Below are 26,508 nucleotides of genomic sequence, written 5' to 3' on the forward strand. Positions count from 1 at the left end.
GCTTCCGTGTCATCGACGCATGCACCTGTCCGGATGTATCGCGTTACGTTCGCGCGATGCTCCGGATGTATCGCGACACGCTGTCCCTGCTCGGGCCCGCCCTGCCGGTGGTCTCGTTCCTCGGCCGGCTGCCGACCGCCATGTGCCAGCTCGGCAGCCTCCTCCTCGTCGCCGAGACCAGCGGCTCCCTCACCGCCGCGGGCCTCGCGGGCGGCGCGCTCGCCGCGGGTCAGACGGTCGCCGGGCCGGTGGTCGGGCGGCTCGCGGACCGGCGCGGCCAGCGCCCCGTGGTCCTCGCCGCCTCCCTCGCCAACGCCGTCGCCGTCACCGCCCTGGTGCTCGCCGCCCTCGACCGGGCGGACACCGGGCGGCTGATGCTGCTCGCCGCCCTCGCCGGCGCGACCGTCCCGCAGATCGGCCCGCTGGCCAGGACCCGCTCGGTGAAACTGGCCCGGGCGGCCGGCGGCGACGAGCGGACCGTCGCGACCGTCCTCTCCTTCGAGGGCACCCTCGACGAGGTCTCCTTCGTGCTCGGCCCCGCCCTGGTCGGCCTCGCCGCCTCGATCGCCCACCCCGCGGCCGCCCTGCTGACGGCCGCCGCCCTCCTCGCGTCCTGCGGCACGGCCTTCGCCCTGCATCCGACCGCCCGCGCGGCGGCCGGGACGCGACAGGCCGCTTTCACCCGTACGAGTGCCGCCGAACGGACGCGGCTGCCCGCCTCGACCCATGCCCTGCGGGCCACGATGGTCCTCCAGGGCGCCATGTTCGGCGCCTCACAGGCGGGCATCACCGCCCTCACCGAACGGCTCGGCGCGCCCGACCAGGCCGGGCTCGTCTACGCGGCCATGGGAGTGATGAGCGCGGCCGCCGGGTTCGCGATGGCCGCCGTGCCCGAGCGGATCGGCCTGACCACTCGCTGGCGCGCGGCCACCGCCGGCCTCGTGGTGCTCGCCGCGCCGCTGGTCCTCGTCGACACGCTCGGCCGGCTGTACGCGGGCGTCGTCGTCCTCGGCGTCGCCTACGCGCCGCACCTCATCACCGTCTTCGGGCTCACCGAGCGGAGCGTGCCGCCCACCCGGCTCGCCGAGTCGATGGCCTTCCTCACCAGCGGCGTCGTCGGCGGCCAGGCCCTCGCGCTCGCCCTGTCGGGCATGCTCGCCGACACGCACGGCGCCCCGGCCGCCTTCGGGGTGGCGGCCGGGGCGGCCGTGATGTGCGCGGTGCTGTCCTGGACGGTCCGTACGGGGGCGGAGGCTAGGCCGGCCGTCGCAGCACCGTCAGCGTGAGCGGCGCGAGCGCCACCCGTTCGCCGGCGGCCACCTTCGGGCCCTCCTGCGGTGGCATGCCCTCCGGGTGGGAGGTGTCCACCACGATCTTCCAGCACTCGCCGTGGTTGTCCGGCACCTCGAACTCGAGCTCCTGCGACGAGGCGTTGAACATCAGCAGGAAGGAGTCGTCGGAGATCCGCTCGCCCTGCGGGCCGGGCTCGGAGATCGCGTTGCCGTTGAGGAAGACCGTCAGCGCCTGCGCGTGCGCCGCCTGCCAGTCCCGCGCCGTCATCTCCTCGCCCTCGGGCGTGAACCAGGCGATGTCGGTGAGCTCGTCGTGGGTGCCCTCCACCGGCCGCCCGTGGAAGAAGCGGCGACGCCGGAAGACCGGGTGCTCCCGGCGCAGCCGTACCATCGCCCGGGTGAACGACAGGAGCGTGGCCTCCGGCTCGCTGCCCGCCTTCGGCCAGCGTACCCAGGAGATGTCGCTGTCCTGGCAGTAGGCGTTGTTGTTGCCGCCCTGGGTGCGGCCGAACTCGTCGCCGTGGCTGAGCATCGGCACGCCCTGCGAGAGCATCAGCGTCGCCAGGAAGTTGCGCGTCTGGCGTGCCCTCAGCTCGCGGATGCCGATGTCGTCCGTGTCGCCCTCGGTGCCGCAGTTCCAGGAGCGGTTGTAGCTCTCGCCGTCCCGGTTGCCCTCGCCGTTCGCCTCGTTGTGCTTGTCGTTGTACGAGACGAGGTCGCGCAGGGTGAACCCGTCGTGGCAGGTCACGAAGTTCACCGAGGCGAGCGGGCGCCGCCCGTCGTCCTGGTAGAGGTCGGAGGAGCCGGTGAGCCGCGAGGCGAACTCGGCGAGCGTCCGCGGCTCGCCGCGCCACAGGTCCCGTACGCAGTCCCGGTACTTGCCGTTCCACTCCGCCCACTGCGGCGGGAAGTTGCCCACCTGGTAGCCGCCCTCGCCCAGGTCCCACGGCTCGGCGATCAGCTTCACCTGGCTGACCACCGGGTCCTGCTGCACCAGGTCGAAGAAGGACGACAGCCGGTCCACCTCGTGGAACTGGCGGGCCAGCGTCGCCGCCAGGTCGAAGCGGAAGCCGTCCACGTGCATCTCGGTCACCCAGTACCGCAGACTGTCCATGATCAGCTGCAGCACGTGCGGGGAGCGCATGAGCAGCGAGTTCCCGGTGCCGGTGGTGTCCGTGTAGTAGCGACGGTCGTTGCCGAGCCGGTAGTACGAGGGGTTGTCCAGGCCCCGGAAGGAGAGCGTCGGGCCCAGGTGGTTGCCCTCGGCGGTGTGGTTGTAGACCACGTCGAGGATCACCTCGATGCCGGCCTGGTGCAGCGCCCGTACCGCCGACTTGAACTCCAGGACCTGCTGGCCCCGGTCGCCCCAGGAGGCGTAGGCGTTGTGCGGGGCGAAGAAGCCGATCGTGTTGTAGCCCCAGTAGTTCGAGAGCCCCGCGTCGACCAGCCGGTGGTCGTTGACGAACTGGTGGACCGGCATCAACTCCAGGGCCGTGACGCCCAGTTCCTTCAGATGGCCGATCACCGAGGGGTGCGCGAGTCCCGCGTACGTGCCGCGCAGCTCCTCCGGGAGGTCCGGGTGGAGCATCGTCAGGCCCTTCACATGGGCCTCGTAGATGACGGTGTGGTGGTACTCGGTGCGCGGGCGCCGGTCGTCGCCCCAGTCGAAGTAAGGGTTCACCACGACCGAGGTCATCGTGTGCGGCGCCGAGTCGAGGTCGTTGCGCGCGTCCGGCCGACCGAAGGGATAGCCGTACACCGCCTCGCCCCACTTCACCGAGCCCGAGACCGCACGCGCGTACGGGTCGAGGAGCAGCTTCGCCGCGTTGCAGCGCAGCCCGCGCTCCGGCGCGTACGGGCCGTGGACCCGGAAGCCGTACCGCTGGCCGGGCATCACGCCCGGCAGATAGGCGTGCCGCACGAACGCGTCGGTCTCGCGCAGCTCCACCGCCGTCTCCGAGCCGTCGTCATGGAGCAGACACAGCTCGATCCTGTCGGCGGCCTCCGAGAAGACCGCGAAATTGGTTCCTGCGCCGTCGTAGGTGGCGCCCAAGGGATACGACTGTCCCGGCCAGACCTGCATAGACGAAACTCTTCCACTTCTGATCCGGGTGTAAGGGGTGCACTTCGGCCAGATCCTGCCCGAAACAGGGGCAACCACCTAGGACTTCGACCCGTCCTACCGGGTGACCGTATAGAAAGAGTGGAGAAATCCGGAGAACCTGCAAAATCTGCACCAAGGGGGGAAGTGTGTACGAAATAGTGCGCCGTCACCTGGGCAAGGTGGTGGCCGGCACGGCCATGGCGGTGACGGGGACCGCGATCGCCGTCGCCGTGGCCCTGCCCGGCAGCGCGGGGGCCGACGACGCCCCGCCGGGCCGCACCGCGGCGCAGGGCACGCAGACGGGCGGAGCCGCCGGGCAGCAGGGCGGGGGAGCGGGAACCGACGGGCCCGAGCCGGGTCCCGCGGCCCTGGCCTCCGCGCCGCCCGAGGGGGAGAAGGGGATCGGCACCGATCCGCTCACCGACGACGAGCTGAAGCGGGCCGAGGCCCTGGCGCTGACCCCGCCGGCCGCCTCCGCCCAGCGCGACGTCCAGGGGGGCCGCGGCCCCCAGCACCTCGCCACGGAGCTGGCCGATCCGCTCCCCGGCGAGCAGGGCGGCGGCCCGCGCCGCGCCGAGGTCCGCTTCTACGACTACGGCCGCGACGAGCTCATCACCCGCACGGTCAACCTCGCCACCGGCAAGGTCGAGCACTCCGGCGCCCAGCGCGGCGTGCAGCCCTCCGCCCACCCCGAGGAGCTGCGCGAGGCCCTGGAGCTCATCCTCGGCAGCCCGCTCGGCAAGGGCGTCAAGGAGGACTACAAGGACTCCACCGGCAAGGAGCTCACCTCCACCGCCCAGCTCTGGTTCAACGGTGACGTCTACCGGACCTACCGCGAGGCGAACGTCCCCGCGCAGCTCGCCCCGTGCGGCGAGCACCGCTGCGTCCGGCTGGTCACCAAGGTCCTCAACGGCTCATGGATCGACACCCGCAACCTGATCGTCGACCTCAGCGCCAGGACCGTCACCCGCGTCGGCTGACCACCGGCCCGGCCCACACCGCACGTCCGTACCGAGGGAGTACGCACCCATGTCCATATCGCGACTTCGGCGTGCCCGCAGGCGGGGCGCCGTCCTCGCCGCCGGCGCCCTGCTCGGCACCACCGTCGCCACCACCACGGCCGCCACGCCCGTGAGCGCCGCCCCCGCCCCGCCGCCGGCCGACTGCTCCGCCGCGTACCGCATCCAGCAGAAGCTGGACGGCGGCACCGTGTGGCGGATGTGCTGGCGCTACGACACCGACTCCGGGCTCGTCCTGGACAAGGTCACCTACCAGCCGCCCGGCGAGCCCGCCCCGATCCGGGTCCTGGGCAGCGCCAAGCTCGCCCAGATCCACGTGCCGTACGACGACGGCAACGCCGAGTACGACGACCTCACCGGCGCCGGCTTCGGCTGGGGCCTGCAGAACCTGAAGCCCGGCGAGTGCCCCGGCGGCACCATCACCTCCGTGAAGGTGCCCGACTCGGGCAAGGTCAACGGCCTGTGCACCACCACCCGGGCCCGCGGCCACGCCTACCGCATGGCCAACGACGAGGGCACCAAGGTCTGGCAGGCCCAGGGCAAGGACCTGCTCGTCTACACCGTGAACAAGGTCGCCTGGTACGAGTACATCACCGAGTGGCGCTTCTCCTCCGACGGCACCATCGCGGCCAACGTCGGCGCCACCGGCAGCCTGTCGCCCGGCGACTACAACGCCACCGACGGCCGCGGCTGGCCCATCGGCAAGGGCGCCCGCGACTACGCCACCAGCCACGCCCACAACGTCTTCTGGAAGCTGGACTTCGGCCTCGACGGCGACTCCAGGGGCCGGATCGAGCAGTACGACTCCAAGGTCACCGCGCCGCCGCAGGGCGGCGGCGGACCGACCGTGAAGACGACCCGCACCGCCGTGACCAAGGAGCTCGCCGGCGACGCGAAGAACATGCGCTGGTGGCGGGTGGTGAGCGCGACCGGAAAGAACAAGGACGGCCACCCGCGTTCGTACGAGATCGTGCCCGGCCACTCCAACACCCATGCCGGGCGCGGCTTCACCAAGCACGACGTCTACTTCACCCAGGCACGCCCCTGCGAGCAGTTCGCCAGCAACAACATCCTCGACTGCGGCCGCAACGCCCCGGACAGCGTGGACAAGTGGGTCAACGGGGAGACGCTGACCAACCCGTCCGTGTGGGTCAACATCGGGTTCCACCACATCGCCAGGGACGAGGACCAGCAGCCGATGCCGGTCCACTGGCAGGGCTTCCAGCTCGCGCCCAGGGACGTAACCGCTATGAATCCGCTCACTCCGGCCGATCTCGCCGACCAGAACGGCGCACCGAATCAGGGCAGTTGAGCAACGGACGGCCGATCCTGCTGCATCGCCTCCCGCTACCGGAGTACCCTTCCTTGATCGTTGTCGGAGTTGTCAGAAGGTAATCCACTCGGCCGGAACGGGTGTCCGGAGCAGAAGGCGGTGCGCGGGTGAGCTCGGGAGGTATGGAGCTGCCCCCAGGGGACGCGGGCCACGAATCGGGTCCTGCGGACCCCGTGGACGTGCCGCCCGGTGCGGTGTCCGTCGCCCGCCCCGTGGAGATCGGGGCGGAGCTCGACTGGGGCGCGGAGGCGTGGAGCGAGGTGCGCACCCGGGCCCAGCGGGCCGGCCGCGCCTACATCTGGCTGAATCTCGTCGAACAGCGGCTGCGGGCGGTGGTCGCGGCGGTGCTGCGGCCGGTCTACGAGCCGGTGCACGGCGAGGAGTGGGTGGTGGCCGCGGCGGGACCGGCCGGCCAGGAGTGGGTCCAGCGGGCCGTGGCCGTCCGGGAGGTCTCGCGGCGCAAGGGCTATCTGCTGGACCCGGCCGACGACAACGTTCTCAGCTTCCTGACCCTCCCGCAGCTGCGCGAGCTGATGGTGCAGCACTGGCCGTGCTTCGAGCCGTACTTCGACGACCGGCGCGAGGTCGAGCTGGCGCTCGACGAGCTGGAGGTGACCCGCAACGTCGTCTCCCGCAACCGGGCCCTGTCGCTGACCGTGCTCGCCCAGTCCGAGCGGGCCTCCGCCCGGCTCCTGGAGATCCTCGGGAGCGGGGCGGGGGTGCCCTCGGCCGACCGGCTGCCGGTCGACGCCGTCGAGGACCTGGTGGGGGACCGCTACGCGGACGTGGTCTCCGTCCACCCCGACCGGGTCAGGCTGCAGCGGCAGCTGCCGGCCGAGGACCTGTTCGGCGGCGCCCGGCGCCTCGACGCCACGGGCATAGGTCTCAATCTGCTCGTGCAGAACTTCTCCGGACGGCGCATGATCCGGCTCGCCGAGTCCGGCTGCCGGATCCGGCTGCTCTTCCTCAACCCGGCCAGCAGCGCGGTCAAGCGGCGCGAGCGGGAACTCGGCCTGAAGAAGGGCGAGCTGAGCCGCGCGGTCGAGATGAACATCCTGCACATGCGCAGGGTCCGCTCCAAGCTGCGCGACCCGGGCGCCTTCCAGATCCACGTCTTCGACGAGACCCCGCGCTTCACCGCCTACCTGGTCGACGGGGACGGGCCGGACGGGCTCGCGGTCGTCCAGTCGTATCTGCGCAAGGCACGCGGCATGGAGGCGCCGGTCCTGGTGCTGCGGGGCGGCGGACGGAACGTGGTGCGGGCCGGACAGAGCCCCGATCGTGACGCGGAACACGGACTTTTCGCGACATACCGGGAGGAATTCGAGTCCGTGTGGCTCGACTCCCGGCCGGTCTCCTGACGCTCCCGGCCGGATTGTCAGTGGGGCGTGCGAGGGTGTCCATCACCACGGGGGAGATCACGTAAGGAGGACCCGATGGCTTCGTACGGGGAAGAGCCGGCCGGCTTCGACCTGGAGACGACCGGCACCGACGCGCTGGAGGCCCGGATCGCCACGGCCTCGATCGTCGGCGTCCACGGCGGCCACGGCGACCGGGTGGTCCGGCAGCAGGAATGGCTCGCCGACCCCGGCATCCACATCCCGGCGCAGGCATGCGCCTCGTTCTGTGCACCCGCACCAGGCACGTCGCAGGTGTCCCATGGCGAGGCGCGGCGCCGACTGGAAGCCCACGCCGGAACGGCGGCTGCGCGATGAGCTGGATCAGCGGGCCGTTGGTGGCCTTCGACCTGGAGACCACGGGCACCGACGTCGAGACCGACCGCATCGTGACGGCGGCGGTCGTGCGCCTGGATGCGGCCGGGGCCGTCTCGGCTGAACGGACCTGGCTGCTGAATCCCGGAGTAGCCATACCCGAGCAGGCGTCGGCGATCCATGGCATCTCGACGGAGCATGCCCGCGAGCACGGAGCACCGGCAGCTTCAACCATCGAAGAGATCGCGCAGGCCGTAGCCGAGGGGCTGCGCTCGGGGACGCCTTTGGTGGTGATGAACGCACGCTACGACCTGTCACTGCTGGATCGCGAGTGCCGGCGGCACGAGGTCGCGTCGATCAGCGAGCGGCTGGGCAGTGTGCCTTCGCCCGTCATCGATCCACTGGTGATCGACAAGCACATCGACAAGTACCGGAAGGGCAAGCGGGCCCTCCACGCGTTGTGTGCTCACTACGGGGTGTCGCTCGACGACGCGCACGATGCGAGGGCCGATGCCGTGGCCGCCGCCCGCGTGGTGCGACGCATGGGCGAGAAGCACCAGCCCGTGGGCCTGATGCCCTTGGCGGATCTGCACGACCTTCAGGTGCGTGCGGCGGCCGAACAGTCGGTGTCGTTGCAGGCCTATCTGCGGCGTGCCGTGGATCCGACGGCAGTCGTCGAGCCGGCCTGGCCGCTCATTCCCCGGAGCGGATGACCGCGCCGGTCAGCCCTCTCCGGGCGCGAGCGCCTGCAGGTGGGAGAGAGTGACCCGGCGACGTGGAAGGTCGACCTCCACGATCTTCACCGTGAGGGCGTCTCCGAGCTGGACCACGTCCTCGCTCAGGGCCGGTCCGGCGGTAGCGGGCCGGATGGCCCTCAGTTCGTGTGCTGGGCCAGGTGGTCGAGGAGCAGGGCGTTGAGCCGCTCCGGCTGGTCGAGCTGGAGCCAGTGGCCCGCGTCCTCCACGCGCTCGTAGCGCCAGGGGCCCGCGACGTGCTTGGCGGTGTCCGCCATGGACTCCTCGGTGAGGAAGCGGTCGCCGGTGGACCACACGCCGAGCACCGGGACCGGGGCCGGGAGCGGGGGCAGCGGGAGCGCCGGCGCGAACTGGACCTCGGCCGGCACGCCCGAGCGGTAGATGTTCAGCGCCGCCGTCAGCGCCCCGGGCGCCCGCAGCGGCTCCAGGACGGCCTCGGCGTCGGGGTGTTCGGCCAGCATGCCGCGCAGGTTCGCGTGGTCGTCGTGCGTCAGCCAGCTCTCGGCCAGGCCCGCATGCTGGAAGAGCAGCATGTACCAGGAGCGCTGCTTCTGCTCCCAGCCGGCGTCCCGGATGGCCGCGAAGTGGCCGACGGACAGGATGGTCAGGCTCCGCACCCGGTCCGGCACGGTCTGGGCGAGGCCTTGGACGATGCCCGAACCCCAGTCGTGGCCGACCACATGGGCCTGCTCGATCTCCAGCCGGTCGAGCAGCTCGAGGAGGTCCCCCACGTGCTTCCCCGGGTGGTACGCCTCCGGGCCGCCGTCCGGCCGGTCGGACGCGCCGAAGCCCCGCAGGGTGGGGGTGACGACCTGGTACCCGGCGGCCTCCAGCGCGGGCACCTGGTGGCGCCACAGGTGGTGGGAGTCCGGGAAGCCGTGCACGAGCAGCACGGCCGGTCCCTCGCCGGTCACCTCGACGTCCAGGGTCACCTCGGACAGTTCGACACGCATCGCAACACCCCGTCATGACATGGGAATTCGGTCCCCGCCATGATGTCAGAACGGGTACCAGCGCACCTCGGCGTCGCCGTCCCGCAGCGAGGCCACCCGCCGCTCGAACTCGGCCAGCGCCTTGGGGTTGGTGGGCGCGTGCTGGGCCACCCAGGCGCAGCTCGCGGTCTCCCGCGCCCCGCGCAGCACCGTGCAGCCCTCCCACGCACGCACGTCCCAGCCGTAGGCCTCGGTGAAGGCGTCGTAGGCGGCCGGGTCGAGGCCGTAGCGGTCCCGGGAGAGGGCGAGGACCACCAGGTCGTGCTCGCGCAGATCGGAGGAGAAGGTCTCCAGGTCCACCAGGACCGGGCCTTCGGGGCCGACATGGACGTTGCGGGGGAGCGCGTCGCCGTGGATCGGTCCCGGCGTCAGGTGCGGGGTGAGCGCGGCGGCCGCCGGGGCGAAGGAGTCGCGCCGCTCGCGCAGGAAGGCCGCGTCGGCCGGGTCGATCGCGTCGCCCGCGAGCCGCAGCCAGCGCTCGACCCCGCCGAGCAGCTCCCGGCGCGGCAGGGTGAGGCCGGCCGGCTCGGGAAGGGCGTGGATCCGCCGGAGCAGCGGGGCGAGGTCGCGCGGCTCGGCGGGCCGTACGGCCTCCGGCAGCCGGTGCCACAGGGTGACCGGGTGCCCCTCGGCGACCCGCGGCTTGGGTTCCGCGGCCCGTACGGCGGGGATGCCGGCGCCCTCCAGCCAGCCGGCAAGGGCCAGCTCCCGCTCGGCCCTCGGCAGCAGCTCGGCGTCGCGACCGACCTTGACGACCAGCTCGCCGACGGCGAAGACGGCGTTCTCCCCCAGGGCCAGCAGCGCCGCGTCCGCCTCCGGCAACCCCGTGGCGGCCAGGATCTCCCGTGCCCGGGCCTCGTCCATCGTTCTCTCCCCAACAGCAGGTCCACCAGTAGGTGCGATTCCGCCAAAGTCTCGCATCCGTGCAGGTCACCTTGACGAACCGACGGTCCGTCAGGACGATGACCGAGTCCGATGCAAGGTGGCGAAACCGTGCAGAGGGGGCGAAATCGATGAGTGTGGTGACCGCCACGAAGCGGTCCGCAGGTCGCACCACCCCCGAGAAGGTGCCACGACCGAGCCGGGACCACGGTGCCTGGTTCCTGGTGCTGCCCGCCCTCCTGCCGATCCTCGTCCTCAGCGTCGGCCCGCTCCTCTACGGCATCGCGCTCGCCTTCACCGACGCCCAGTCCGGCCGCACCCAGGCCACCCGCTGGATCGGCGGCCTCAACTTCCAGGACCTGGCCCACGACACCCTCTTCTGGGAGTCCTTCCGCATCGGCCTGCTGTGGGCGGTCGGCGTCACCGTCCCCCAGTTCCTGCTCTCCCTCGGCCTCGCGCTCCTGCTCGACCAGAAGCTCAGGCTGCGCTGGCTGGCCCGGGCGCTGGCGATCGTCCCCTGGGCGATGCCCGAGGTCGTCGTCGGCATCATGTGGCGGCTGGTCTACAACCCCGACGCGGGCATCCTCAACGAGACCCTGCGCGACCTCGGCCTCGGCGAGGGCCGCGCCTGGCTCAGCGGACTCGCCACCGCCCTGCCGGCCGTGATCGTGGTCGGTGTCTGGGCGGGCCTGCCGCAGACCACCGTCGCCCTGCTCGCGGGCGTCCAGAACACCCCGCGCGAACTGCACGAGGCCGCCGCGCTCGACGGCGCCGGCGCCTGGCAGCGCTTCCGCACCGTCACCTGGCCCGCCCTGCGGCCCGTCGCCCTCGCCATCACGGCCCTGAACTTCATCTGGAACTTCAACTCCTTCGCCCTGGTCTACGTGCTGACCAACGGCGGACCGGGCGGCCGCACCCGGTTGCCCATGCTCTTCGCCTACGAGGAGGCCTTCCGTTACGGCCAGTTCGGCTACGCCGCCGCCATGGGCTGCGTGATGGTCGCCGTCGTCTCCGTACTCCTCGCCCTGTATCTCGTCGGACGGCTGAAGGGGGACCAGGACCGGTGAGCGCCTTCCGCACCAGCGGGCCCGCGCGGTTCGGCCAGTACCTCGCACTCCTCGCGTACCTGGTCTTCCTCGCCTTCCCCTTCCTCTGGCTGGTCTCCACCGCCTTCAAGCCCGCCACCGAACTGGGCTCCCTGCACCCCACCTGGATCCCGCAGGACCCCACGCTCGACAACTTCCGGCAGGCCTTCGACGAGCAGCCGCTGCTCCGGGCCGCCGGGAACAGCCTGCTCGCCGCGCTCGCCGCCGCCCTCGTCGCGGTCCTCGTGGCCACCCCCATGGCCTACGTCCTCGCCCGCCACCGCTCGCGGCTCACCGCCGCCGCCACCGGCTGGGTCGTGGTCAGCCAGGCCTTCCCCTTCGTCCTCCTGATCATCCCGCTCTTCCTGATCCTCAAGAACCTCCACCTCGTCAACAGCCTCGCGGGCCTGACGCTCGTGTACGTGGTGTGGTCGCTGCCCTTCGCGCTGTGGATGCTCACCGGATACGTACGGGCCGTGCCCGTGGAGCTCGAGGAGGCCGCCGCCGTCGACGGCGCCGGCCGGCTCCGTACCCTCGTCTCCGTCACCGCCCCGCTGCTCGCCCCCGGCATCGTGGCCACCGCGCTCTTCGCCTTCATCACCGCGTGGAACGAGTTCTTCTTCGCGCTCGTCCTGCTCAAGACCCCCGAGCAGCAGACCCTGCCCGTGGTCCTCACCCACTTCCTCGGCGCCGAGGGCGTCGCCGACCTCGGGCCGCTCGCCGCCGCGGCCTTCCTCGCCACCCTCCCCTCGCTCGTCGTCTTCGCCGTCATCCAGCGCCGGATCACCGGCGGCATGCTGGCCGGGGCGGTGAAGTCATGAGGCGCCTTCGGGTGCTCGGTGCGGCGCTCGCCGCCCTCGCCCTGCTGCTCACCGGCACCGGCTGCACCGCCGACGGACCCCGTGACGGCGCCGGCGGGGTGATCCGGCTCCGCTTCCAGTCCCTCGCCTGGCAGAAGGAGTCCGTCGACGCCAACAGGCGGCTGGTCGAGGAGTGGAACGCCGCCCACCCCGGCATCCAGGTCGACTACGTCCAGGGCAGCTGGGACTCCGTCCACGACCAGCTGCTCACCTCGTTCGAGGGCGGCGAGGCTCCCGACCTCATCCACGACGCCTCCGACGACCTCGCGGACTTCGCCTACGGCGGCTACCTCGCCGACCTGCGCCCCCTGCTGCCGGAGCGGCTGCGCTCCGACATCCCCGCGCACAGCTGGCAGACCACCACCTTCGGCGACGGGATCTACGGCGTGCCGTTCCTCCAGGAACCGCGCATGATCATGGCCGACCGGAAGATCCTCACAGACGCCGGCGTCCGCGTCCCGACCGCCGAACGGCCCTGGACCTGGGCGGAGTTCCGGCAGACCGCCAAGGACCTGACCGCGGCCATGGGCGAGGGCCGGTACGCCGTCGCCTGGCCCCTCAAGGAACCCGTCTCCGTCTCCCTCAACCTCGGCCTGTCGGCCGGCGGCCGGCTCTTCCACCGCGGCGCCGACGGCAAGGTCACCCTCCGCTTCGACGAGGGCGACGCGGTCGTGCCCGGCACCATCCGCGCCATGGTCGACACCGACCGCACCGCCTCCCGCTCCACCCTCGGCAGCGGCGGCTCCGACACCCTGCCCGGCTTCTTCGGCGGGAAGTACGCGATGGTCCCGCTGGGCTTCTCGTACCGCCAGCAGATCGTCCAGCAGGCGCCCGAGGGCTTCGACTGGATCGTGCTGCCCGCCCCGGCCGGGGCCGGTGGACTCGCACAGGGCGTCAGCCCGCAGACCCTCTCCATCGCCGAGGACAGCCCCCACAAGAAGGAGGCCGCGCAGTTCCTCGACTTCTTCCTGCAACCCCGCAACACGGTCCGGCTCGCCCTCGGCGACTGGATGCTCCCCACCTCCACCGCCGCCCTCGCGGACCCGGCCCTGCACACCCCCGCGTACGGCTGGGCCACCGGTGCCGCGGTCGCCCGGCAGCTGCGGCCCGCGCCCGCGCAGTCGGTGCGCGGCTACCCGGAGTGGAAGGACAAGGTGGCCACCCCCGCCTTCCAGGAGTACTACAGCGGCGCCATCGGCACCGCCGAGCTGAGGAAGCGTCTGGTCGAGGACGGCAACCGGGTCCTGGCCCGCTATCAGCGCGGATAAGCATTAGACGAGACGTTTCGTCTTGTCTAATGTGAGGGTCATGACCACGACCCCGCGCTCTCATGTCGCCATGTTCTCCATCGCCGCCCACGGCCATGTGAACCCCAGCCTCGACGTCATCCGCGAACTCGTCGACCGCGGCCACCGCGTGAGCTACGCGATCCCCGCCGCCTTCGCCGACAAGGTCGCCGCGACCGGCGCCACCCCCGTCGTCTACCGCTCCACCCTGCCGACCGACGACGACCCCGACGCCTGGGGCACCGAACTCATCGACAACATCGAGCCGTTCCTCGCCGACGCGATCCAGGCCCTCCCGCAGCTCGCCGACGCCTTCGACCGCGACCGGCCCGATCTGGTGCTGCACGACATCACCTCGTACCCGGCCCGTGTCCTCGCCCGGACCTGGGGCGTCCCCGCCGTCTCCCTCTGGCCGAATCTCGTCCCCTGGGTAGGATACGAGGAGGAGGTCGCCGAGCCGATGTACGCCGAGCTCAAGGCCTCGCCGCGCGGCAAGGCGTACTACGCCCGGTTCGAGGAGTGGCTCGCCGCGCACGGCGTCGACACCCATCCCGACCCGTTCGTGGGGCGCCCGCGCCGCGGGCTCGTGCTCATACCGAGGGCGCTCCAGCCGCACGCCGACCGGGTGGACGAGTCCGTCTTCACCTTCGTCGGCGCCTGCCGGAGCGAGCAGGCCGACCCGGGGGAGTGGCGGCGGCCCGCGGCGGCCGAGAAGCTGCTCCTCGTCTCGCTCGGGTCCTCCTACACCAAGCAGCCGGCGTTCTACCGGGACTGTGTCGAGGCCTTCGGCGGCCTCGAGGGCTGGCATGTGGTGCTGCAGATCGGCAAGTTCGTCGATCCGGCCGAACTGGGAAAGGTTCCGGACAACATCGAGGTGCACCGGTGGGTCCCGCAGCCCGCGATCCTGAAGGAGGCCGATGCCTTCGTCACCCACGCGGGTGCGGGCGGCAGTCAGGAGGGGCTTGCGACCGCGACGCCGATGGTCGCCGTCCCGCAGGCGGTCGACCAGTTCGGCAACGCGGACATGCTCCAGGCGCTGGGCGTCGCGCGTCATCTGCCGATGGAGGAGGTCACGCCCGAGCGGCTGCGCGAGGCGGTGCTCGCTCTGGTCGCCGACCCCGAAGTGGCCCGCAGGGGGCGGGAGATCAAGGAGTCGATGGCACGGGAGGGCGGAACGAGCCGGGCGGCCGATCTGATCGAGGCGGAGATTGGTTAACTCCTTGACCAGTAGGGCGAGTTGAGTGGACTCGCCCTATTTCCTTATTAAGAAAGCTTGTTGAAAAAGTCACAGGATTGTGAAGGCCTTGATTTGCACTCGTCAATCGGTCAGGGTTTCGAAGCAGCTACCGGAGACTTTCCTTCCGATGGCTCAACCCCCCACAAATCCTGACGAGGAGACCCCTCTTCATGGCAATACACAAGCGTGACCGCAGCAGGACGAAGCTCGTCGCCGGCGCCGCCGCACTGGCGGCCGCGGCCGGAATCACCGTCCTGACCACGTCGTTCGCCGGTGCGGCCCCCACGCCCGCCGAAGGAACGGTGTACGGACTCGGCGTCGAGGGCGCCGTCGCGGGCAGCTACGTCGTGCTGCTCGACGAGACGACCAACCAGGCGGGCAAGAGCGAACTTGCGAAGGAGTACGGCGGGAACCTGCGCCGTAGCTACGACTCCTCCGTGAACGGCTTCTCCGTGAACGGCCTCACCGAGACCGAGGCCAAGCGCCTCGCCGCGGACCCGGCCGTCGCCAAGGTGGTCCAGAACCGCAAGTTCAGCATCAACGCCACCCAGGCCGACCCGCCGTCCTGGGGTCTGGACCGGGTCGACCAGACCGACACGGCGGGCGACGCCAAGTACACCTACCCCGACAGCGCGGGCGAGGGCGTCACGGCGTACGTCATCGACACCGGAGTCCGCACCACGCACAAGGACTTCGAGGGCCGCGCCAGCTCCGGTTTCGACGCCGTCGACAACGACGACGACGCCTCCGACGGCAACGGCCACGGCACCCATGTCGCGGGCACCATCGCCGGCGCCTCGCACGGCGTCGCCAAGAAGGCGAAGATCGTCGCCGTGCGCGTCCTCGACGACAGCGGCTCCGGCACCACCGAGCAGGTCGTCGCCGGCATCGACTGGGTCACCAAGAACCACCAGGGCCCGTCCGTCGCCAACATGAGCCTGGGCGGGGGCGCCGACCCGGCCCTCGACGAGGCCGTCAAGAAGGCCATCGCCGCCGGCGTCACCTTCGGCGTCGCCGCCGGCAACGAGTCCTCCGACGCCGGCGAGGGCTCCCCGTCCCGCGTCCAGGAGGCGATCACCGTCGCCTCCTCGACCAAGGACGACGAGCAGTCCAGCTTCTCCAACTTCGGCTCGGTCGTGGACCTGTACGCCCCCGGCTCGGACATCACCTCGGCCTGGAACGACAGCGACACCGGGACGAAGACCATCTCCGGTACGTCGATGGCGACCCCGCACGTGGTCGGCGCCGCCGCCGTCTACCTCGCGGCTCACCCCGACGCGACCCCCGACAAGGTCGCCGAGGCGCTCGTCTCCGGAGCCACCGCGGACAAGATCAGCAACCCCAGCCCCGGCACCGCGAACCGACTCCTGAAGATCGTCGAGTAGCGGACACCACCCACCGAACCGGCGACCGCCGTGCCCTCCCCCACGGGGCGCGGCGGTCGCCCTATGGTGTGCCCATGACGACCTATGCCCTCCTGCTGCGCGGGATCAACGTCGGCGGACACCGCAAGGTCCCCATGGCGCAGCTCCGTTCCGTCCTCGAAGAGCTCGGCCACCGGGACGTGAGGACCTACCTCCAGAGCGGCAACGCCGTCTTCACCACGGAGCCCACTGACGGCGGAGACACCGACGAGGAACTCGCCGCGGCCATCGAGGCGGCCATCGAGAAGCACTTCGGCTTCCGCGTCGACTGCCTCGTCCGCGACCACGCCTACCTCACCGCCGTCGCCGCCGACTGCCCCTTCCCGGCCGCCGAACTGGAGGGCAAGCAGTTGCACGCCTTCTACTTCTCCGGCCCCGTCACCGAGGAGCGCTACGCCGCACTCGACCGGGACTCCTTCCTGCCCGAGGCGTTCGCACTCGGCGACCGCGTCCTCTACCTCTACGCCCCCGAGGGCCTCGGCCGCTCCAAGCTCGGCGAAGCCCTGTCCCGCCCCGCCCTCCACAAGGACGTCACCGTCACCGCGCGCAACTGGAACACGGTCGCCAAACTGGCGGAGATGACCGCGCCCCAGAGCTGAAGTGGCCCGGTCGACAAGGCGTCGAACGGCCCCCTGCTCAGGTCCACCCCCGCCTAGGCTTCCCTATGACGACGACCGTGGCCTTCTCCCTCGACCCCGGCCGCGCCTTCGCCCGAGACCGGCTGTCGCGAAAATTCAAGACCGGACGGGCCGCGCTCCCTAGGGTCGAGAACATGAACGAGACCCACGCCCACCTCGCCGCCTGCGCCGCCGAAGCCGCCCGCATCACGCGCGGCATCACCCCCGAGCAGCTCGCGGGGCCGTCCGTCTGCGCCGACTGGACGACCCGCGAGCTCGCCAACCACCTGGTCCTCTACACCGCGCACGGCCTGGAACACCGTGCCCTGCGCACCGAACTCCCCGAGGAGACCAGCCGCCGCGACTTCACCGCCGACCCCGACTGGGCCGAGCGGTACGCGGCCCAGCTCGACCGCGCGCTCGCGGCCTGGGAGCGCCCCGAGGCATGGGAAGGGGACGTGGACCTCGGCGGCAGCACGGTGCCGGCCGGTGAGATCGCCGCCATGCTCGTAGCCGAACTCGCCCTGCACGGCTGGGACCTGGCCCGCACGACGGGCCAGGACTTCACGGTGCCGGAGGAGACGGGCACCTTCCTGCTCGACGTCGTCGAGCGGTACGCGAAGCTCTACCGCGAGTACGAGGGCTTCGCCGATCCGATCCCCGCCCCGAACGACGCCGACGCCCTCACCCGCGCCCTCGCGGCGAGCGGCCGCAGGCCCTGGCCGGCGACCGCCACCGGCTGCGGGACCGGGACCGCCTCCTCGTAACGTTCGAGAAGCAGACGGGCCAGTTCGGGAGAAGGGCCGAGGACGTCCGCGAGGGTGTCGGCGTCGGCTGCGCCTGCCGCGATGCGGTCCGGGAGGCGGCCCGGGGCGATCACGTACGGGGCCACGGCCACCCGGCGGACGCCAGGGTCGGCGCGCAGCGCCCGTACCGCCTCGTCCGTGCGGGGAAGGGATGCGGAGGCGAACGCAGGTCGCACGGAGCACCAACCGGTGCGCCGCAGCTCCCGCGCCGTTTCTGCGATCACTGCGATCGCCTCCGGGTCTGTGGAGCCCGCCGAGGCCAGGACGACCCCGGTCGTGCTCTTGTCGCCGGGCGTCAGCCCGGCCTCGTACAGCCGCCGTTCCACCGCCGCGATCAGCAGCGGCGAGGGGCCCAGGACCTCCGCCTGGCGGATCCGCAGGCCGGGCGGGGCCTGCCGCAGTACGGCGGGGATGTCGGCCTTGGCGTGGAAGGCGCGGGTCAGCAGCAGCGGCAGCGCCACCACCTCCCGCACGCCCTCCGTGGCGAGCCGGTCGAGCACCCCCGTCACCGAGGGCAGGTTGAAGTCCAGGAACGCCGTCTCCACGCGCAGCCCCGGCCGCAGCGCGCCGGCCCGGCGCACCAGAGCCTGGACGGTCGCCGCGTGCCGCGGGTCGCGGCTGCCGTGGGCGATGACGAGGAGGACGGGTCCGGTCATCGTCAGGCCTTCACCAGCAGGCCGCGGCGGCGCAGGACCGCGCGCTCCAGCGGGCTGAAGATCAGCAGGTCGATGGCGACACCGACCAGCAGGATCAGGATGATCGCCAGGAAGATGCCCGGCATGTCGAAGTTGTTCCGGCCGTTCTCCAGGAGCTGGCCGAGGCCCAGGCCCAGGTCGGGCGAGGAGGCGATGATCTCCGCCGCCATCAGCGAGCGCCACGAGAACGCCCAGCCCTGCTTCAGGCCCGCGAGGTAGCCGGGCAGCGCGGCCGGCATCACGATGTGCCAGGCACCCTTGAGCCCGGTCGCGCCCAGCGTCCGCCCGGCCCGCAGGAACAGCGGCGGCACCTGGTCGACGCCGGCCACCAGGCCGTTGGCGATGGACGGCACCGCGCCGAGCAGGATCACCGCGAACATCATGCTGTCGTTGAGGCCGAGCCAGAGGACGGCCGGTGCGACCCAGGCCACCGAGGGCAGCGACTGGAGACCCGAGAGGATCGGGCCGATCGCCGTGCGCACCACTCCCACCCGGGCGACGAGCAGGCCCAGCGGCGTACCGATGGCCAGGGCGAAGAGGAAGCCGAGCAGGGCCCGGGACACGCTGGTCCACAGGACGTCGAGGAGCGTGCCCTCGAGCCACATCGTGGTCAGGCTGTCCCACACCGCGCCGGGCGCCGGCAGCTTGGTCTCGTCGGTGACCTTCAGGGTCACCAGGAGCTGCCACACCACCACCACGAGCACGACGGCCAGGACCGGCGGCAGGACCTTCTTCAGGAGGACCTCGCGTACCGGGGCCCGGCGGACCTGCACGCTGTCCAGCGCGTCGAGTCCGGCCTCCAGGCCGGCGAGGTCGTCGGCCTTGACGGCGGCGGTGGTCGTCTCAGTGCTGGCCATGGCGGCGGATCTCCCCACGCAGTTCTTCGGTGATCTCGACGGACAGCTCCGCCACGGCGGCGTCCTCGATCCGGCGCGGCTGCGGGATGTCGATGGTCCACTCCCGGGCGATCCGGCCCGGCCGGGAGGAGAGCAGGACGACACGCTCGGCCAGCCGCACGGCCTCGCGCACGTTGTGGGTGACGAAGAGGACCGACAGGCGGGTCTCCCGCCAGATCCGGGTCAGCTCGTCGTGCAGCACGTCCCGGGTGATCGCGTCGAGCGCCGCGAACGGCTCGTCCATCAGCAGCAGATCGCTGTCCTGGGCGAGCGCCCGGGCCAGCGCGACCCGCTGGCGCATGCCGCCGGACAGCTCGTGCACCCGCTTGTCGTACGAGCCGCCGAGCCGCACCAGGTCGAGCAGCCGCTCGGCCTCCGGGCGGCGCTCCGCCTTCGGCAGGCCCCGCAGCTTCAGGGCGAGTTCGATGTTCTTGCCCGCGGTCAGCCACGGGAACAGGGCGTGCTCCTGGAACATCAGGGCCGGCCGGCCGCCGGGGGTCTCGATGGACCCCGCGGACGGCCGGTCGAGCCCGGCGACCAGGTTGAGCAGGGTGGACTTGCCGCAGCCGGAGGCACCCAGGAGGGTGACGAACTCGCCGGGGGCGACATCGAGCGAGATGTCGTCGAGGACGAGCTGCCCGCCGGCGGGGCCGCCGAAGGACTTCGAGACGTGCTCGATGCGCGCGGCGTGACCGGCCGCGGCGACGCGGTCCTCGGCCTTGGCGAGCGTCGTGGTCGTGGCCATGGTCGTCACCTCCTGGGTATGGGCTGCGGACTTCGTTACTTCACGCCGAGACCGGCGTCGGACACCTCGGGCTTGCCCGCGGCCTTCAGGACCTTGTTGAGCGGCTTCAGGTCGTAGATGCCGTTCAGGTCGGGCTGCTTGAGGAGACCGGCCTTGACCGCGTGGTCGGCCTGCGCCTGGAGCGTGGCGGCCAGCGGGTCGTCGACGAACTGGATGGACGGCCAGGCGCCGTCGATCACCTTCGCCCCCAGCGGCTTGCCGCTCAGCTCCTTCAGCCTGGCGTTGGCGGAGGCCTTCGCCCTCTCCGGGTTGGCGTTGATCCACTCGTTCGTCTTCACCGAACCGCGCAGGACCGCCTCGACGACGTCGGGGTGCTCCTTGAGGAACTTCTGCGACACGATGATGTTGGTGATGACGAACTTCTTGTCCGGCCACAGCTCCGACTCGTCGAGCAGCACCTTGGCGCCCTCGCTGACCAGCTTCGACGCGGTCGGCTCCGGCACCCAGGCGCCGTCGATGGAACCGGACTTGTAGGCGTCCGGGGTCACCTTGTTGTCCGTGCGGAGCACCGAGACGTCGCCCTTGCCGCTCTGGGCGTCGACGTTCCAGCCCTGCTCCGAGACCCAGTTGAGGAAGGCCACGTCCTGGGTGTTGCCGAGCTGCGGGGTGGCGATCCGCTTGCCCTTGACGTCGGCGACGCTCTTGATCTTGTCCGGGTTGACCACGAGCTTCACGCCGCCGGAGGCCGCGCCGCCGACGATGCGCAGGTTGGTGCCCTTGGACTTGGTGTAGCCGTTGATGGACGGCGAGGGGCCGATGAAGCCGATGTCGATCGAGTCGGCGTTGAGCGCCTCGATCTCGGACGGGCCGGCGTTGAAGGCCGACACCTTCAGCTGGGTGCCGCCCAGCTCCTTCTGGAGGATGCCCTCCTGGTCGCCGACGAGGGCCGTGGCGTGCGTCAGATTGGGGAAGTACCCGAGCCGTACGGTGTCGGAGGAGAGTTTTTCGCCCTCCGCTGCCACCTTCTTCTCGTCGTTCTTGGCCTGGGAGCCGTAGCCGCAGGAGGCGAGCGCCCCGATCAGCAGGGGCAGAGCGGCGGCGGCCAGGCCGCGGCGCAGGGTGGTACGGGTGGTGGCAGGCACGGGAGGTGTTCCCCTCGATTCAGCGACTTCGAAGTCTGCGTTTATGTCGTTCGGGGTGGAGCGGGTGGAGCGGCATCGCGCCGCCGCAGCGGCGCACGGAGGTCAGCACGCACATCGCGCGACACCTCCCCGGCCCGCACCGAGGGCACCGGAGCCCACGCGGCCGCCCTCCTTGGCGAAGGTGGCGTAGAAGCCCTGGTTCATCTAGAAGTCCCACCCTTCTTCGTCGTCCACGGTCACGACGGCCTTGGACGTGGCGAACGACTCGCCCGCCATGCCCGCCGCGAGCGTCGTGCCGTCCGCCGGGTCGATCAGCAGGAACGAGCCGGTACGCCGGGAGTCGGCGTACGCGTCGAGCGCGAGCGGCTCGGCGGTACGGACCTTGACCCGGCCGATGTCGTTGGCGACGAGCTGCCCGGGGTTCGGGTGCTGGGAGAGGTCGTCCAGGGTGAGCCGGGACGGGATCTCCTTCACAATCGCCTTGACCGTACGGGTGGTGTGCTTCAGCAGCACCCGCTGGCCGACGCTGAGCGGCTGGTCCGCCACGTGGCAGACGGTGGCCTCGATGTCCTGGCTGGTCGCCGGGGCGTCCCCGCTCGGGGCGAGCAGGTCGCCGCGGGAGATGTCGATGTCGTCCGCGAGCCGGATGGTCACCGACTGCGGGGCCCAGGCGATGTCCACGGACTCGCCGAGCGCGTCGATCCCGGTGATCGTCGAGGTACGGCCCGAGGGCAGCACGGTGATCTGCTCGCCGACCCGGAACGCGCCGGCCGCGATCTGGCCCGCGTAGCCCCGGTAGTCGGGGTGCTCGGCGGTCTGCGGGCGGATCACGTACTGGACCGGGAAGCGCGCGTGGCAGGCCGTCAGGTCGTGGCTGACGGGGACCGTCTCCAGGTGCTCCAGGACCGTCGGACCGCCGTACCAGTCCATGTTGGCGGACGGCTCCACCACGTTGTCGCCGGCGAGCGCGGAGATCGGGATCGCGGTGATCTCCGGGACGCCCAGCTCGGAGGCGTACGTCGTGAACTCCTCGGCGATCGCGGCGAAGACGGGCTCCGCGTAGTCGACGAGGTCCATCTTGTTGACGGCCAGGACCACGTGCGGCACCCGCAGCAGGGCGGCGACGGCCGCGTGCCGGCGGGTCTGCTCGACCACGCCGTTGCGGGCGTCGACCAGGACCACGGCCAGCTCGGCGGTCGAGGCGCCGGTCACCATGTTCCGGGTGTACTGCACGTGTCCGGGGGTGTCGGCGAGGATGAACCGGCGGCGCGGCGTCGCGAAGTAGCGGTACGCCACGTCGATGGTGATGCCCTGCTCACGCTCGGCCCGCAGACCGTCGGTGAGCAGCGCCAGGTCCGGGGCCTCCTGGCCGCGTGAACGCGAGGCGTGCTCGACGGCCTCCAGCTGGTCGGCGAGGACCGACTTGGAGTCGTGCAGGAGCCGGCCCACCAGGGTGGACTTGCCGTCGTCGACCGACCCGGCGGTCGCGAAGCGCAGCAGGGTGGTGGCCGCCAGCTCGGCGGGCGGCTGCTCGGTGGACGTGCTCATTAGAAGTACCCTTCGCGCTTGCGGTCTTCCATCGCGGCCTCGGACAGCTTGTCGTCCGCCCGGGTGGCGCCCCGCTCGGTGAGCCGGGAGGCGGCGATCTCGGCGATCACGGCGTCCAGCGTGGTGGCGTCGGAGTCGACCGCGCCGGTGCAGGACATGTCGCCGACGGTGCGGTAGCGGATGAGCCGCGTCTCGACGTTCTCGGTGTCCTTCGGGCCGCCCCACTCGCCGGCCGTCAGCCACATGCCGTTGCGCTGGAACACGTCGCGCTCGTGGGCGAAGTAGATCTCCGGGAGCTCGATCTTCTCCCGCTGGATGTACTGCCACACGTCCAGCTCGGTCCAGTTGGAGAGCGGGAAGACCCGGACGTGCTCGCCGGGGGCGTGCCGGCCGTTGTACAGCTGCCACAGTTCGGGCCGCTGGCGGCGCGGGTCCCACTGGGAGAACTCGTCGCGGAGGCTGAACACCCGCTCCTTGGCGCGGGCCTTCTCCTCGTCGCGGCGGCCGCCGCCGAAGACGGCGTCGAAGCGGTGCTGCTGGATCGCCTCGGTCAGCGGCACGGTCTGCAGCGGGTTGCGGGTGCCGTCCGGGCGTTCGCGCAGCTTGCCCGCGTCGATGTAGTCCTGCACGGAGGCGACGTGCAGCCGCAGCCCGTGCTCGGCGACCACGCGGTCGCGGTACTCGATGACCTCGGGGAAGTTGTGCCCGGTGTCGACGTGCAGCAGCGTGAAGGGCACCGGCGCGGGGGCGAAGGCCTTCAGCGCCAGGTGCAGCATGACGATGGAGTCCTTGCCGCCGGAGAAGAGGATCACCGGCCGCTCGAACTCGCCCGCCACCTCACGGAAGATGTGGACGGCCTCGGACTCCAGGGAGTCGAGGTGCGACAGCGCGAACGGGCTGTCCGTACTGTCGTGAAGATGAGCGACGGTGGTCACAGCAGACCCCTCTCGGTGAGCAGCGCGTGGAGCTGCGCCGCGGACTCCTGCACGGTCTGGTTCTGGGACTCGATCCGGAGATCGGGCGTCTCGGGCGCCTCGTACGGGTCGTCGACGCCGGTCAGGCCGCTGATCTCGCCGGCGGCCTGCTTGGCGTAGAGCCCCTTCACGTCGCGGACCGAGCACACCTCCACCGGAGTGGCCACGTGGACCTCGACGTACGCCGTGCCCTCCGCCTGGTGGCGCTTGCGGACGGCCTCGCGGCTGTCGGCGTACGGCGCGATGACGGGGACCAGGACCTGCACCCCGTGCGAGGCGAGCAGCTCGGCGACGAAGCCGATCCGCTGCACGTTGGTGTGCCGGTCCTCGCGGGTGAAGCCGAGGCCCGCGGAGAGGAACTCGCGGATCTCGTCGCCGTCGAGGACCTCGGTGCGGTGGCCCTCCGCGCGCAGCCGTCCGGCCAGCTCGTACGCGATCGTGGTCTTGCCGGCGCTCGGCAGGCCCGTGAGCCAGATGGTGGCACCGGTCACGTGGTTCTCCTGGGAAGTGTCGAGGGTGGTCATCAGCCGTGCAGCCCGCATTCCGTCTTGGCCCGGCCGGCCCAGCGGCCGGCCCGCGCGTCCTCGCCCTCGAGGACCCGGCGGGTGCAGGGCTCGCAGCCGACGGAGGCGTAACCGTCCATGAGCAGCGGGTTGGTGAGCACACCGTGCTCCAGGACGTAGGCGTCGACGTCGTCCTGGGTCCAGCGGGCGATGGGGGAGATCTTCACCTTCCGGCGCTTCTCGTCCCAGCCGACGACCGGGGTGTTCGCCCGGGTCGGGGACTCGTCGCGGCGCAGCCCGGTGGCCCAGGCGCGGTACGCGGTCAGGCCCTCCTCCAGCGGCTTGACCTTGCGCAGCGCGCAGCACCGGTCGGGGTCGCGGTCGTGCAGCTTCGGCCCGTACTCGGCGTCCTGTTCCTCGACGGTCTGACGCGGGGTCAGGGTGATGACGTTGACGTCCATGACCGCGTCGACGGCGTCACGGGTGCCGATCGTCTCGGGGAAGTGGTAGCCGGTGTCGAGGAAGACGACGTCCACGCCGGGCATGGCGCGCGAGGCGAGGTGGGCGACGACCGCGTCCTCCATGGAGGAGGTGACGCAGAACGTCTTGCCGAAGGTGTCGGCGGCCCACTGGAGGATTTCCAGCGCGGAGGCGTCCTCCAGCTCGCGGCCGGCCTGCTCGGCGAGTGCCTTCAGGTCGGCCGCGGTCGCGTCCTGAGTGATCGTCATATCTGTTCCCTCCCAGAGTGGTTGCTCGGAGTCCCGGGGGCGAGCAGCCCCAGGAACTTCAACTGGAAGGCTCGGCTGCACGCGGCGCATTCCCATGCGCCATGGCCCTGCTCGCTCGGACGCAGGTCCTCGTCCCCGCAGTAGGGGCAGTAGAAGGGGGCGGCCCGCTCGCTCACGACAGGGCCTCCTCGGAGGCGCGCGACGCCCAGGTGGCGAAGCGCTCGCCGGCCTCGCGCTCCTCCTGGAAGCGCTTGAGGACCCGCTCGACGTAGTCGGGCAGCTCGGCCGAGGTGACCTTCAGGCCGCGGACCTTGCGACCGAAGCCGGCCTCCAGGCCGAGCGCGCCGCCGAGGTGGACCTGGTAGCCCTCGACCCGGTTGCCGTCGTCGTCCAGGACCAGCTGGCCCTTGAGGCCGATGTCGGCGACCTGGATGCGGGCGCAGGCGTTCGGGCAGCCGTTGATGTTGATGGTGATCGGCTCGTCGAACTCCGGGATGCGGCGCTCCAGTTCGTCGATGAGCGAGGCGCCGCGGCCCTTGGTCTCGACGATGGCCAGCTTGCAGAACTCGATGCCGGTGCAGGCCATCGTGCCGCGCCGGAACGGCGAGGGGTTGACCCGCAGGTCCAGGGCTTCGAGGGCGGAGACGATCGACTCGACCTGTCCCTCCTCGATGTCCAGGACGATCATCTTCTGCTCGGCGGTGGTACGGAGCCGGCCCGAACCGTGCGCCTCGGCGATCTCGGCGATCTTGGTCAGGGTGGTGCCGTCGACCCGGCCGACGCGCGGGGCGAAGCCCACGTAGTAGCGGCCGTCCTGCTGCTTGTGGACGCCCACGTGGTCGCGCCAGCGGCCGGCCGGCTGCTCGGGGGCGGGGCCGTCGAGCAGCTTGCGCTGCAGGTACTCGTCCTCCAGGACCTGGCGGAACTTCTCCGGGCCCCAGTCGGCGACGAGGAACTTCAGGCGGGCGCGGGTGCGCAGCCGGCGGTAGCCGTAGTCGCGGAAGATCGAGATGACGCCCTCGTAGACGTCGGGCACCTCGTCCAGGGAGACCCAGGTGCCGAGCCGGACGCCCAGCTTGGGGTTGGTGGACAGGCCGCCGCCGACCCAGACGTCGAAGCCGGGACCGTGCTCCGGGTGGTTCACGCCGACGAAGGCGATGTCGTTGATCTCGTGCGCCACGTCGAGCAGCGGCGAGCCGGAGATCGCGGACTTGAACTTGCGCGGCAGGTTGGAGAAGTCCTTGTTGCCGACGATCCGCCGGTAGATCTCGTCGATCGCGGGCGTGCCGTCGATGATCTCGTCCTCGGCGATGCCGGCGACGGGCGAGCCGAGGATGACACGCGGGGTGTCACCGCAGGCCTCGGTGGTCGACAGGCCGACCGCCTCCAGGCGGTTCCAGATCTCCGGGACGTCCTCGATGCGGATCCAGTGGTACTGGACGTTCTGCCGGTCGGTGATGTCGGCGGTGCCGCGCGCGAACTCCTGGGAGATCTCGCCGATGACCCGCAGCTGCTCGGTGGTCAGCCGGCCGCCGTCGATGCGGACGCGGAGCATGAAGTACTCGGCGTCCAGCTCCTCCGGCTCCAGGACACCGGTCTTGGTGCCGTCCAGGCCCTCGCGCCGCTGGGTGTACAGGCCCCACCAGCGCATGCGTCCGCGCAGGTCGTTGGGGTCGATGGAGTCGAATCCACGCTTGGAGTAGATCGTCTCAATACGTGTCCGTACATTGAGACCGTCATCGTCCTTCTTGAACTGCTCATTGCCGTTCAGCGGGGTGAAGTGCCCCGCGGCCCACTGACCCTCGCCACGGTGGCGCCCGGTCTTGCGGCGTGCGGCGGCGGGAGTGGGGTTTTCCGGGGTGGCGGCCATGGC

At 71.3% G+C, this 26,508-nt stretch carries 25 protein-coding genes and 1 pseudogene; 13 read left to right on the forward strand and 13 right to left on the reverse strand.

The annotated features are described in order from the left end of the window. The first annotated feature begins 65 nt into the window (after window positions 1-65). Window positions 66-1,286: an MFS transporter gene (locus ACIGEZ_RS16205; protein ID WP_399831479.1), complete on the forward strand. Its 1,221-nt coding sequence runs from the start codon at window positions 66-68 to the stop codon at window positions 1,284-1,286. Here ACIGEZ_RS16205 and glgX read toward each other — a convergent pair. Continuing rightward, the gene (gene glgX, locus ACIGEZ_RS16210; protein ID WP_399831324.1) at window positions 1,255-3,375 is read right to left on the reverse strand and encodes a glycogen debranching protein GlgX; all 2,121 of its coding nucleotides are present in this window, start codon (window positions 3,373-3,375) and stop codon (window positions 1,255-1,257) included. The genes ACIGEZ_RS16205 and glgX overlap by 32 nt on opposite strands. Before the next feature lie 167 nt (window positions 3,376-3,542). Between glgX and ACIGEZ_RS16215 the strand changes: the two genes are divergently transcribed. From ACIGEZ_RS16215 to ACIGEZ_RS16235, 5 genes are all read left to right on the forward strand, one after another. Next, a complete protein-coding gene (locus tag ACIGEZ_RS16215) occupies window positions 3,543-4,376 on the forward strand; it encodes a Tat pathway signal sequence domain protein (protein WP_399831327.1) in 834 nt (277 codons plus the stop codon). A 49-nt stretch (window positions 4,377-4,425) separates the two neighbouring features. Next, window positions 4,426-5,727 carry a copper amine oxidase gene (locus ACIGEZ_RS16220; protein WP_399831330.1) on the forward strand — a complete coding sequence of 434 codons (1,302 nt, stop codon included), beginning with the start codon at window positions 4,426-4,428 and terminating at the stop codon, window positions 5,725-5,727. Window positions 5,728-5,855: 128 nt separating this feature from the next. Then, entirely contained in the window at window positions 5,856-7,109 is a 1,254-nt protein-coding gene (locus ACIGEZ_RS16225) for an SAV2148 family HEPN domain-containing protein (RefSeq protein ID WP_399831333.1), read from the forward strand. A 75-nt stretch (window positions 7,110-7,184) separates the two neighbouring features. Beyond that, window positions 7,185-7,463, forward strand: coding sequence for a hypothetical protein (locus ACIGEZ_RS16230; protein WP_399831336.1), 279 nt, complete (start codon window positions 7,185-7,187; stop codon window positions 7,461-7,463). Further along, complete coding sequence (locus ACIGEZ_RS16235) at window positions 7,460-8,173, forward strand: 3'-5' exonuclease (RefSeq protein WP_399831339.1); 714 nt, start codon at window positions 7,460-7,462, stop codon at window positions 8,171-8,173. The genes ACIGEZ_RS16230 and ACIGEZ_RS16235 overlap by 4 nt, the downstream gene beginning before the upstream one ends. A gap of 161 nt (window positions 8,174-8,334) precedes the next feature. On the opposite strand, the gene ACIGEZ_RS16240 is transcribed toward ACIGEZ_RS16235, so the two are convergent. Then, the gene (locus ACIGEZ_RS16240; RefSeq protein WP_399831342.1) at window positions 8,335-9,168 is read right to left on the reverse strand and encodes an alpha/beta fold hydrolase; all 834 of its coding nucleotides are present in this window, start codon (window positions 9,166-9,168) and stop codon (window positions 8,335-8,337) included. A gap of 45 nt (window positions 9,169-9,213) precedes the next feature. Next, entirely contained in the window at window positions 9,214-10,071 is an 858-nt protein-coding gene (locus tag ACIGEZ_RS16245) for a phosphotransferase enzyme family protein (RefSeq protein ID WP_399831344.1), read from the reverse strand. A gap of 149 nt (window positions 10,072-10,220) precedes the next feature. On the opposite strand from ACIGEZ_RS16245, the gene ACIGEZ_RS16250 reads away from it, so the two are divergent. The 7 genes and pseudogenes from ACIGEZ_RS16250 to ACIGEZ_RS16280 form a co-directional block, all read left to right on the forward strand. Continuing rightward, window positions 10,221-11,156 carry a carbohydrate ABC transporter permease gene (locus ACIGEZ_RS16250; RefSeq protein WP_399831347.1) on the forward strand — a complete coding sequence of 312 codons (936 nt, stop codon included), beginning with the start codon at window positions 10,221-10,223 and terminating at the stop codon, window positions 11,154-11,156. Then, on the forward strand, window positions 11,153-11,995 hold the full coding sequence (locus ACIGEZ_RS16255; protein WP_399831350.1) for a carbohydrate ABC transporter permease: 843 nt from the start codon (window positions 11,153-11,155) through the stop codon (window positions 11,993-11,995). Before ACIGEZ_RS16250 ends, ACIGEZ_RS16255 begins: the two co-directional genes overlap by 4 nt. After that, on the forward strand, window positions 11,992-13,302 hold the full coding sequence (locus tag ACIGEZ_RS16260; RefSeq protein ID WP_399831352.1) for an ABC transporter substrate-binding protein: 1,311 nt from the start codon (window positions 11,992-11,994) through the stop codon (window positions 13,300-13,302). Before ACIGEZ_RS16255 ends, ACIGEZ_RS16260 begins: the two co-directional genes overlap by 4 nt. Before the next feature lie 40 nt (window positions 13,303-13,342). Further along, a complete protein-coding gene (gene mgt / locus ACIGEZ_RS16265) occupies window positions 13,343-14,536 on the forward strand; it encodes a macrolide-inactivating glycosyltransferase (protein ID WP_399831355.1) in 1,194 nt (397 codons plus the stop codon). Between the two features lie 191 nt (window positions 14,537-14,727). After that, window positions 14,728-15,942 (forward strand): S8 family serine peptidase, encoded by a 1,215-nt coding sequence (locus tag ACIGEZ_RS16270; RefSeq protein ID WP_399831358.1) that lies wholly within the window; start codon window positions 14,728-14,730, stop codon window positions 15,940-15,942. Between the two features lie 74 nt (window positions 15,943-16,016). Next, window positions 16,017-16,580 carry a DUF1697 domain-containing protein gene (locus tag ACIGEZ_RS16275; RefSeq protein ID WP_399831361.1) on the forward strand — a complete coding sequence of 188 codons (564 nt, stop codon included), beginning with the start codon at window positions 16,017-16,019 and terminating at the stop codon, window positions 16,578-16,580. 173 nt (window positions 16,581-16,753) lie between these two features. Beyond that, window positions 16,754-17,317 (forward strand): annotated as a pseudogene (locus tag ACIGEZ_RS16280) (TIGR03086 family metal-binding protein); the annotation flags it as partial. Here ACIGEZ_RS16280 and ACIGEZ_RS16285 read toward each other — a convergent pair. The 10 genes from ACIGEZ_RS16285 to ACIGEZ_RS16330 all read right to left on the reverse strand — a co-directional run bounded on the left by ACIGEZ_RS16285 (window position 17,224) and on the right by ACIGEZ_RS16330 (window position 26,505). Beyond that, entirely contained in the window at window positions 17,224-18,060 is an 837-nt protein-coding gene (locus ACIGEZ_RS16285) for a sirohydrochlorin chelatase (protein WP_399831364.1), read from the reverse strand. The pseudogene ACIGEZ_RS16280 and the gene ACIGEZ_RS16285 overlap by 94 nt on opposite strands. A gap of 2 nt (window positions 18,061-18,062) precedes the next feature. Beyond that, a complete protein-coding gene (locus ACIGEZ_RS16290; RefSeq protein WP_399831367.1) occupies window positions 18,063-18,956 on the reverse strand; it encodes an ABC transporter permease in 894 nt (297 codons plus the stop codon). Next, complete coding sequence (locus ACIGEZ_RS16295) at window positions 18,943-19,740, reverse strand: ABC transporter ATP-binding protein (protein ID WP_399831369.1); 798 nt, start codon at window positions 19,738-19,740, stop codon at window positions 18,943-18,945. The genes ACIGEZ_RS16290 and ACIGEZ_RS16295 overlap by 14 nt, the downstream gene beginning before the upstream one ends. Window positions 19,741-19,775: 35 nt before the next feature. Beyond that, entirely contained in the window at window positions 19,776-20,882 is a 1,107-nt protein-coding gene (locus tag ACIGEZ_RS16300) for an aliphatic sulfonate ABC transporter substrate-binding protein (RefSeq protein WP_399831371.1), read from the reverse strand. Between the two features lie 204 nt (window positions 20,883-21,086). After that, window positions 21,087-22,430, reverse strand: a complete 1,344-nt coding sequence (locus tag ACIGEZ_RS16305; RefSeq protein WP_399831374.1) for a sulfate adenylyltransferase subunit 1 — start codon at window positions 22,428-22,430, stop codon at window positions 21,087-21,089. After that, window positions 22,430-23,365, reverse strand: coding sequence for a sulfate adenylyltransferase subunit CysD (gene cysD, locus ACIGEZ_RS16310; protein ID WP_399831377.1), 936 nt, complete (start codon window positions 23,363-23,365; stop codon window positions 22,430-22,432). Before cysD ends, ACIGEZ_RS16305 begins: the two co-directional genes overlap by 1 nt. Next, window positions 23,362-23,928: an adenylyl-sulfate kinase gene (cysC, locus tag ACIGEZ_RS16315; protein WP_399831380.1), complete on the reverse strand. Its 567-nt coding sequence runs from the start codon at window positions 23,926-23,928 to the stop codon at window positions 23,362-23,364. The genes cysD and cysC overlap by 4 nt, the downstream gene beginning before the upstream one ends. Beyond that, window positions 23,928-24,635: a phosphoadenylyl-sulfate reductase gene (locus ACIGEZ_RS16320; RefSeq protein WP_399831383.1), complete on the reverse strand. Its 708-nt coding sequence runs from the start codon at window positions 24,633-24,635 to the stop codon at window positions 23,928-23,930. The genes cysC and ACIGEZ_RS16320 overlap by 1 nt, the downstream gene beginning before the upstream one ends. Then, window positions 24,632-24,811 carry a hypothetical protein gene (locus tag ACIGEZ_RS16325; RefSeq protein WP_399831385.1) on the reverse strand — a complete coding sequence of 60 codons (180 nt, stop codon included), beginning with the start codon at window positions 24,809-24,811 and terminating at the stop codon, window positions 24,632-24,634. The genes ACIGEZ_RS16320 and ACIGEZ_RS16325 overlap by 4 nt, the downstream gene beginning before the upstream one ends. After that, entirely contained in the window at window positions 24,808-26,505 is a 1,698-nt protein-coding gene (locus ACIGEZ_RS16330) for a nitrite/sulfite reductase (RefSeq protein ID WP_399831388.1), read from the reverse strand. The genes ACIGEZ_RS16325 and ACIGEZ_RS16330 overlap by 4 nt, the downstream gene beginning before the upstream one ends. Window positions 26,506-26,508 lie beyond the last annotated feature (3 nt).

It is taken from the genome of Streptomyces sp. NPDC085481 (assembly GCF_044541845.1).
GTDB lineage: Bacteria > Actinomycetota > Actinomycetes > Streptomycetales > Streptomycetaceae > Streptomyces.

Coding starts and splice junctions, on each gene's coding strand:
- ACIGEZ_RS16220 (WP_399831330.1), top strand. CDS start 4,426: ATGTCCATATCGCGACTTCGGCGTGCCCGCAGGCGGGGCGCCGTCCTC.
- ACIGEZ_RS16270 (WP_399831358.1), top strand. CDS start 14,728: ATGGCAATACACAAGCGTGACCGCAGCAGGACGAAGCTCGTCGCCGGC.
- ACIGEZ_RS16260 (WP_399831352.1), top strand. CDS start 11,992: ATGAGGCGCCTTCGGGTGCTCGGTGCGGCGCTCGCCGCCCTCGCCCTG.
- ACIGEZ_RS16275 (WP_399831361.1), top strand. CDS start 16,017: ATGACGACCTATGCCCTCCTGCTGCGCGGGATCAACGTCGGCGGACAC.
- glgX (WP_399831324.1), bottom strand. CDS start 3,375: ATGCAGGTCTGGCCGGGACAGTCGTATCCCTTGGGCGCCACCTACGAC.
- ACIGEZ_RS16240 (WP_399831342.1), bottom strand. CDS start 9,168: ATGCGTGTCGAACTGTCCGAGGTGACCCTGGACGTCGAGGTGACCGGC.
- ACIGEZ_RS16290 (WP_399831367.1), bottom strand. CDS start 18,956: ATGGCCAGCACTGAGACGACCACCGCCGCCGTCAAGGCCGACGACCTC.
- ACIGEZ_RS16245 (WP_399831344.1), bottom strand. CDS start 10,071: ATGGACGAGGCCCGGGCACGGGAGATCCTGGCCGCCACGGGGTTGCCG.
- ACIGEZ_RS16235 (WP_399831339.1), top strand. CDS start 7,460: ATGAGCTGGATCAGCGGGCCGTTGGTGGCCTTCGACCTGGAGACCACG.
- ACIGEZ_RS16250 (WP_399831347.1), top strand. CDS start 10,221: ATGAGTGTGGTGACCGCCACGAAGCGGTCCGCAGGTCGCACCACCCCC.
- ACIGEZ_RS16305 (WP_399831374.1), bottom strand. CDS start 22,430: ATGAGCACGTCCACCGAGCAGCCGCCCGCCGAGCTGGCGGCCACCACC.
- ACIGEZ_RS16320 (WP_399831383.1), bottom strand. CDS start 24,635: ATGACGATCACTCAGGACGCGACCGCGGCCGACCTGAAGGCACTCGCC.
- ACIGEZ_RS16205 (WP_399831479.1), top strand. CDS start 66: ATGTATCGCGACACGCTGTCCCTGCTCGGGCCCGCCCTGCCGGTGGTC.
- mgt (WP_399831355.1), top strand. CDS start 13,343: ATGACCACGACCCCGCGCTCTCATGTCGCCATGTTCTCCATCGCCGCC.
- ACIGEZ_RS16285 (WP_399831364.1), bottom strand. CDS start 18,060: ATGACCGGACCCGTCCTCCTCGTCATCGCCCACGGCAGCCGCGACCCG.
- ACIGEZ_RS16230 (WP_399831336.1), top strand. CDS start 7,185: ATGGCTTCGTACGGGGAAGAGCCGGCCGGCTTCGACCTGGAGACGACC.
- ACIGEZ_RS16295 (WP_399831369.1), bottom strand. CDS start 19,740: ATGGCCACGACCACGACGCTCGCCAAGGCCGAGGACCGCGTCGCCGCG.
- ACIGEZ_RS16330 (WP_399831388.1), bottom strand. CDS start 26,505: ATGGCCGCCACCCCGGAAAACCCCACTCCCGCCGCCGCACGCCGCAAG.
- cysC (WP_399831380.1), bottom strand. CDS start 23,928: ATGACCACCCTCGACACTTCCCAGGAGAACCACGTGACCGGTGCCACC.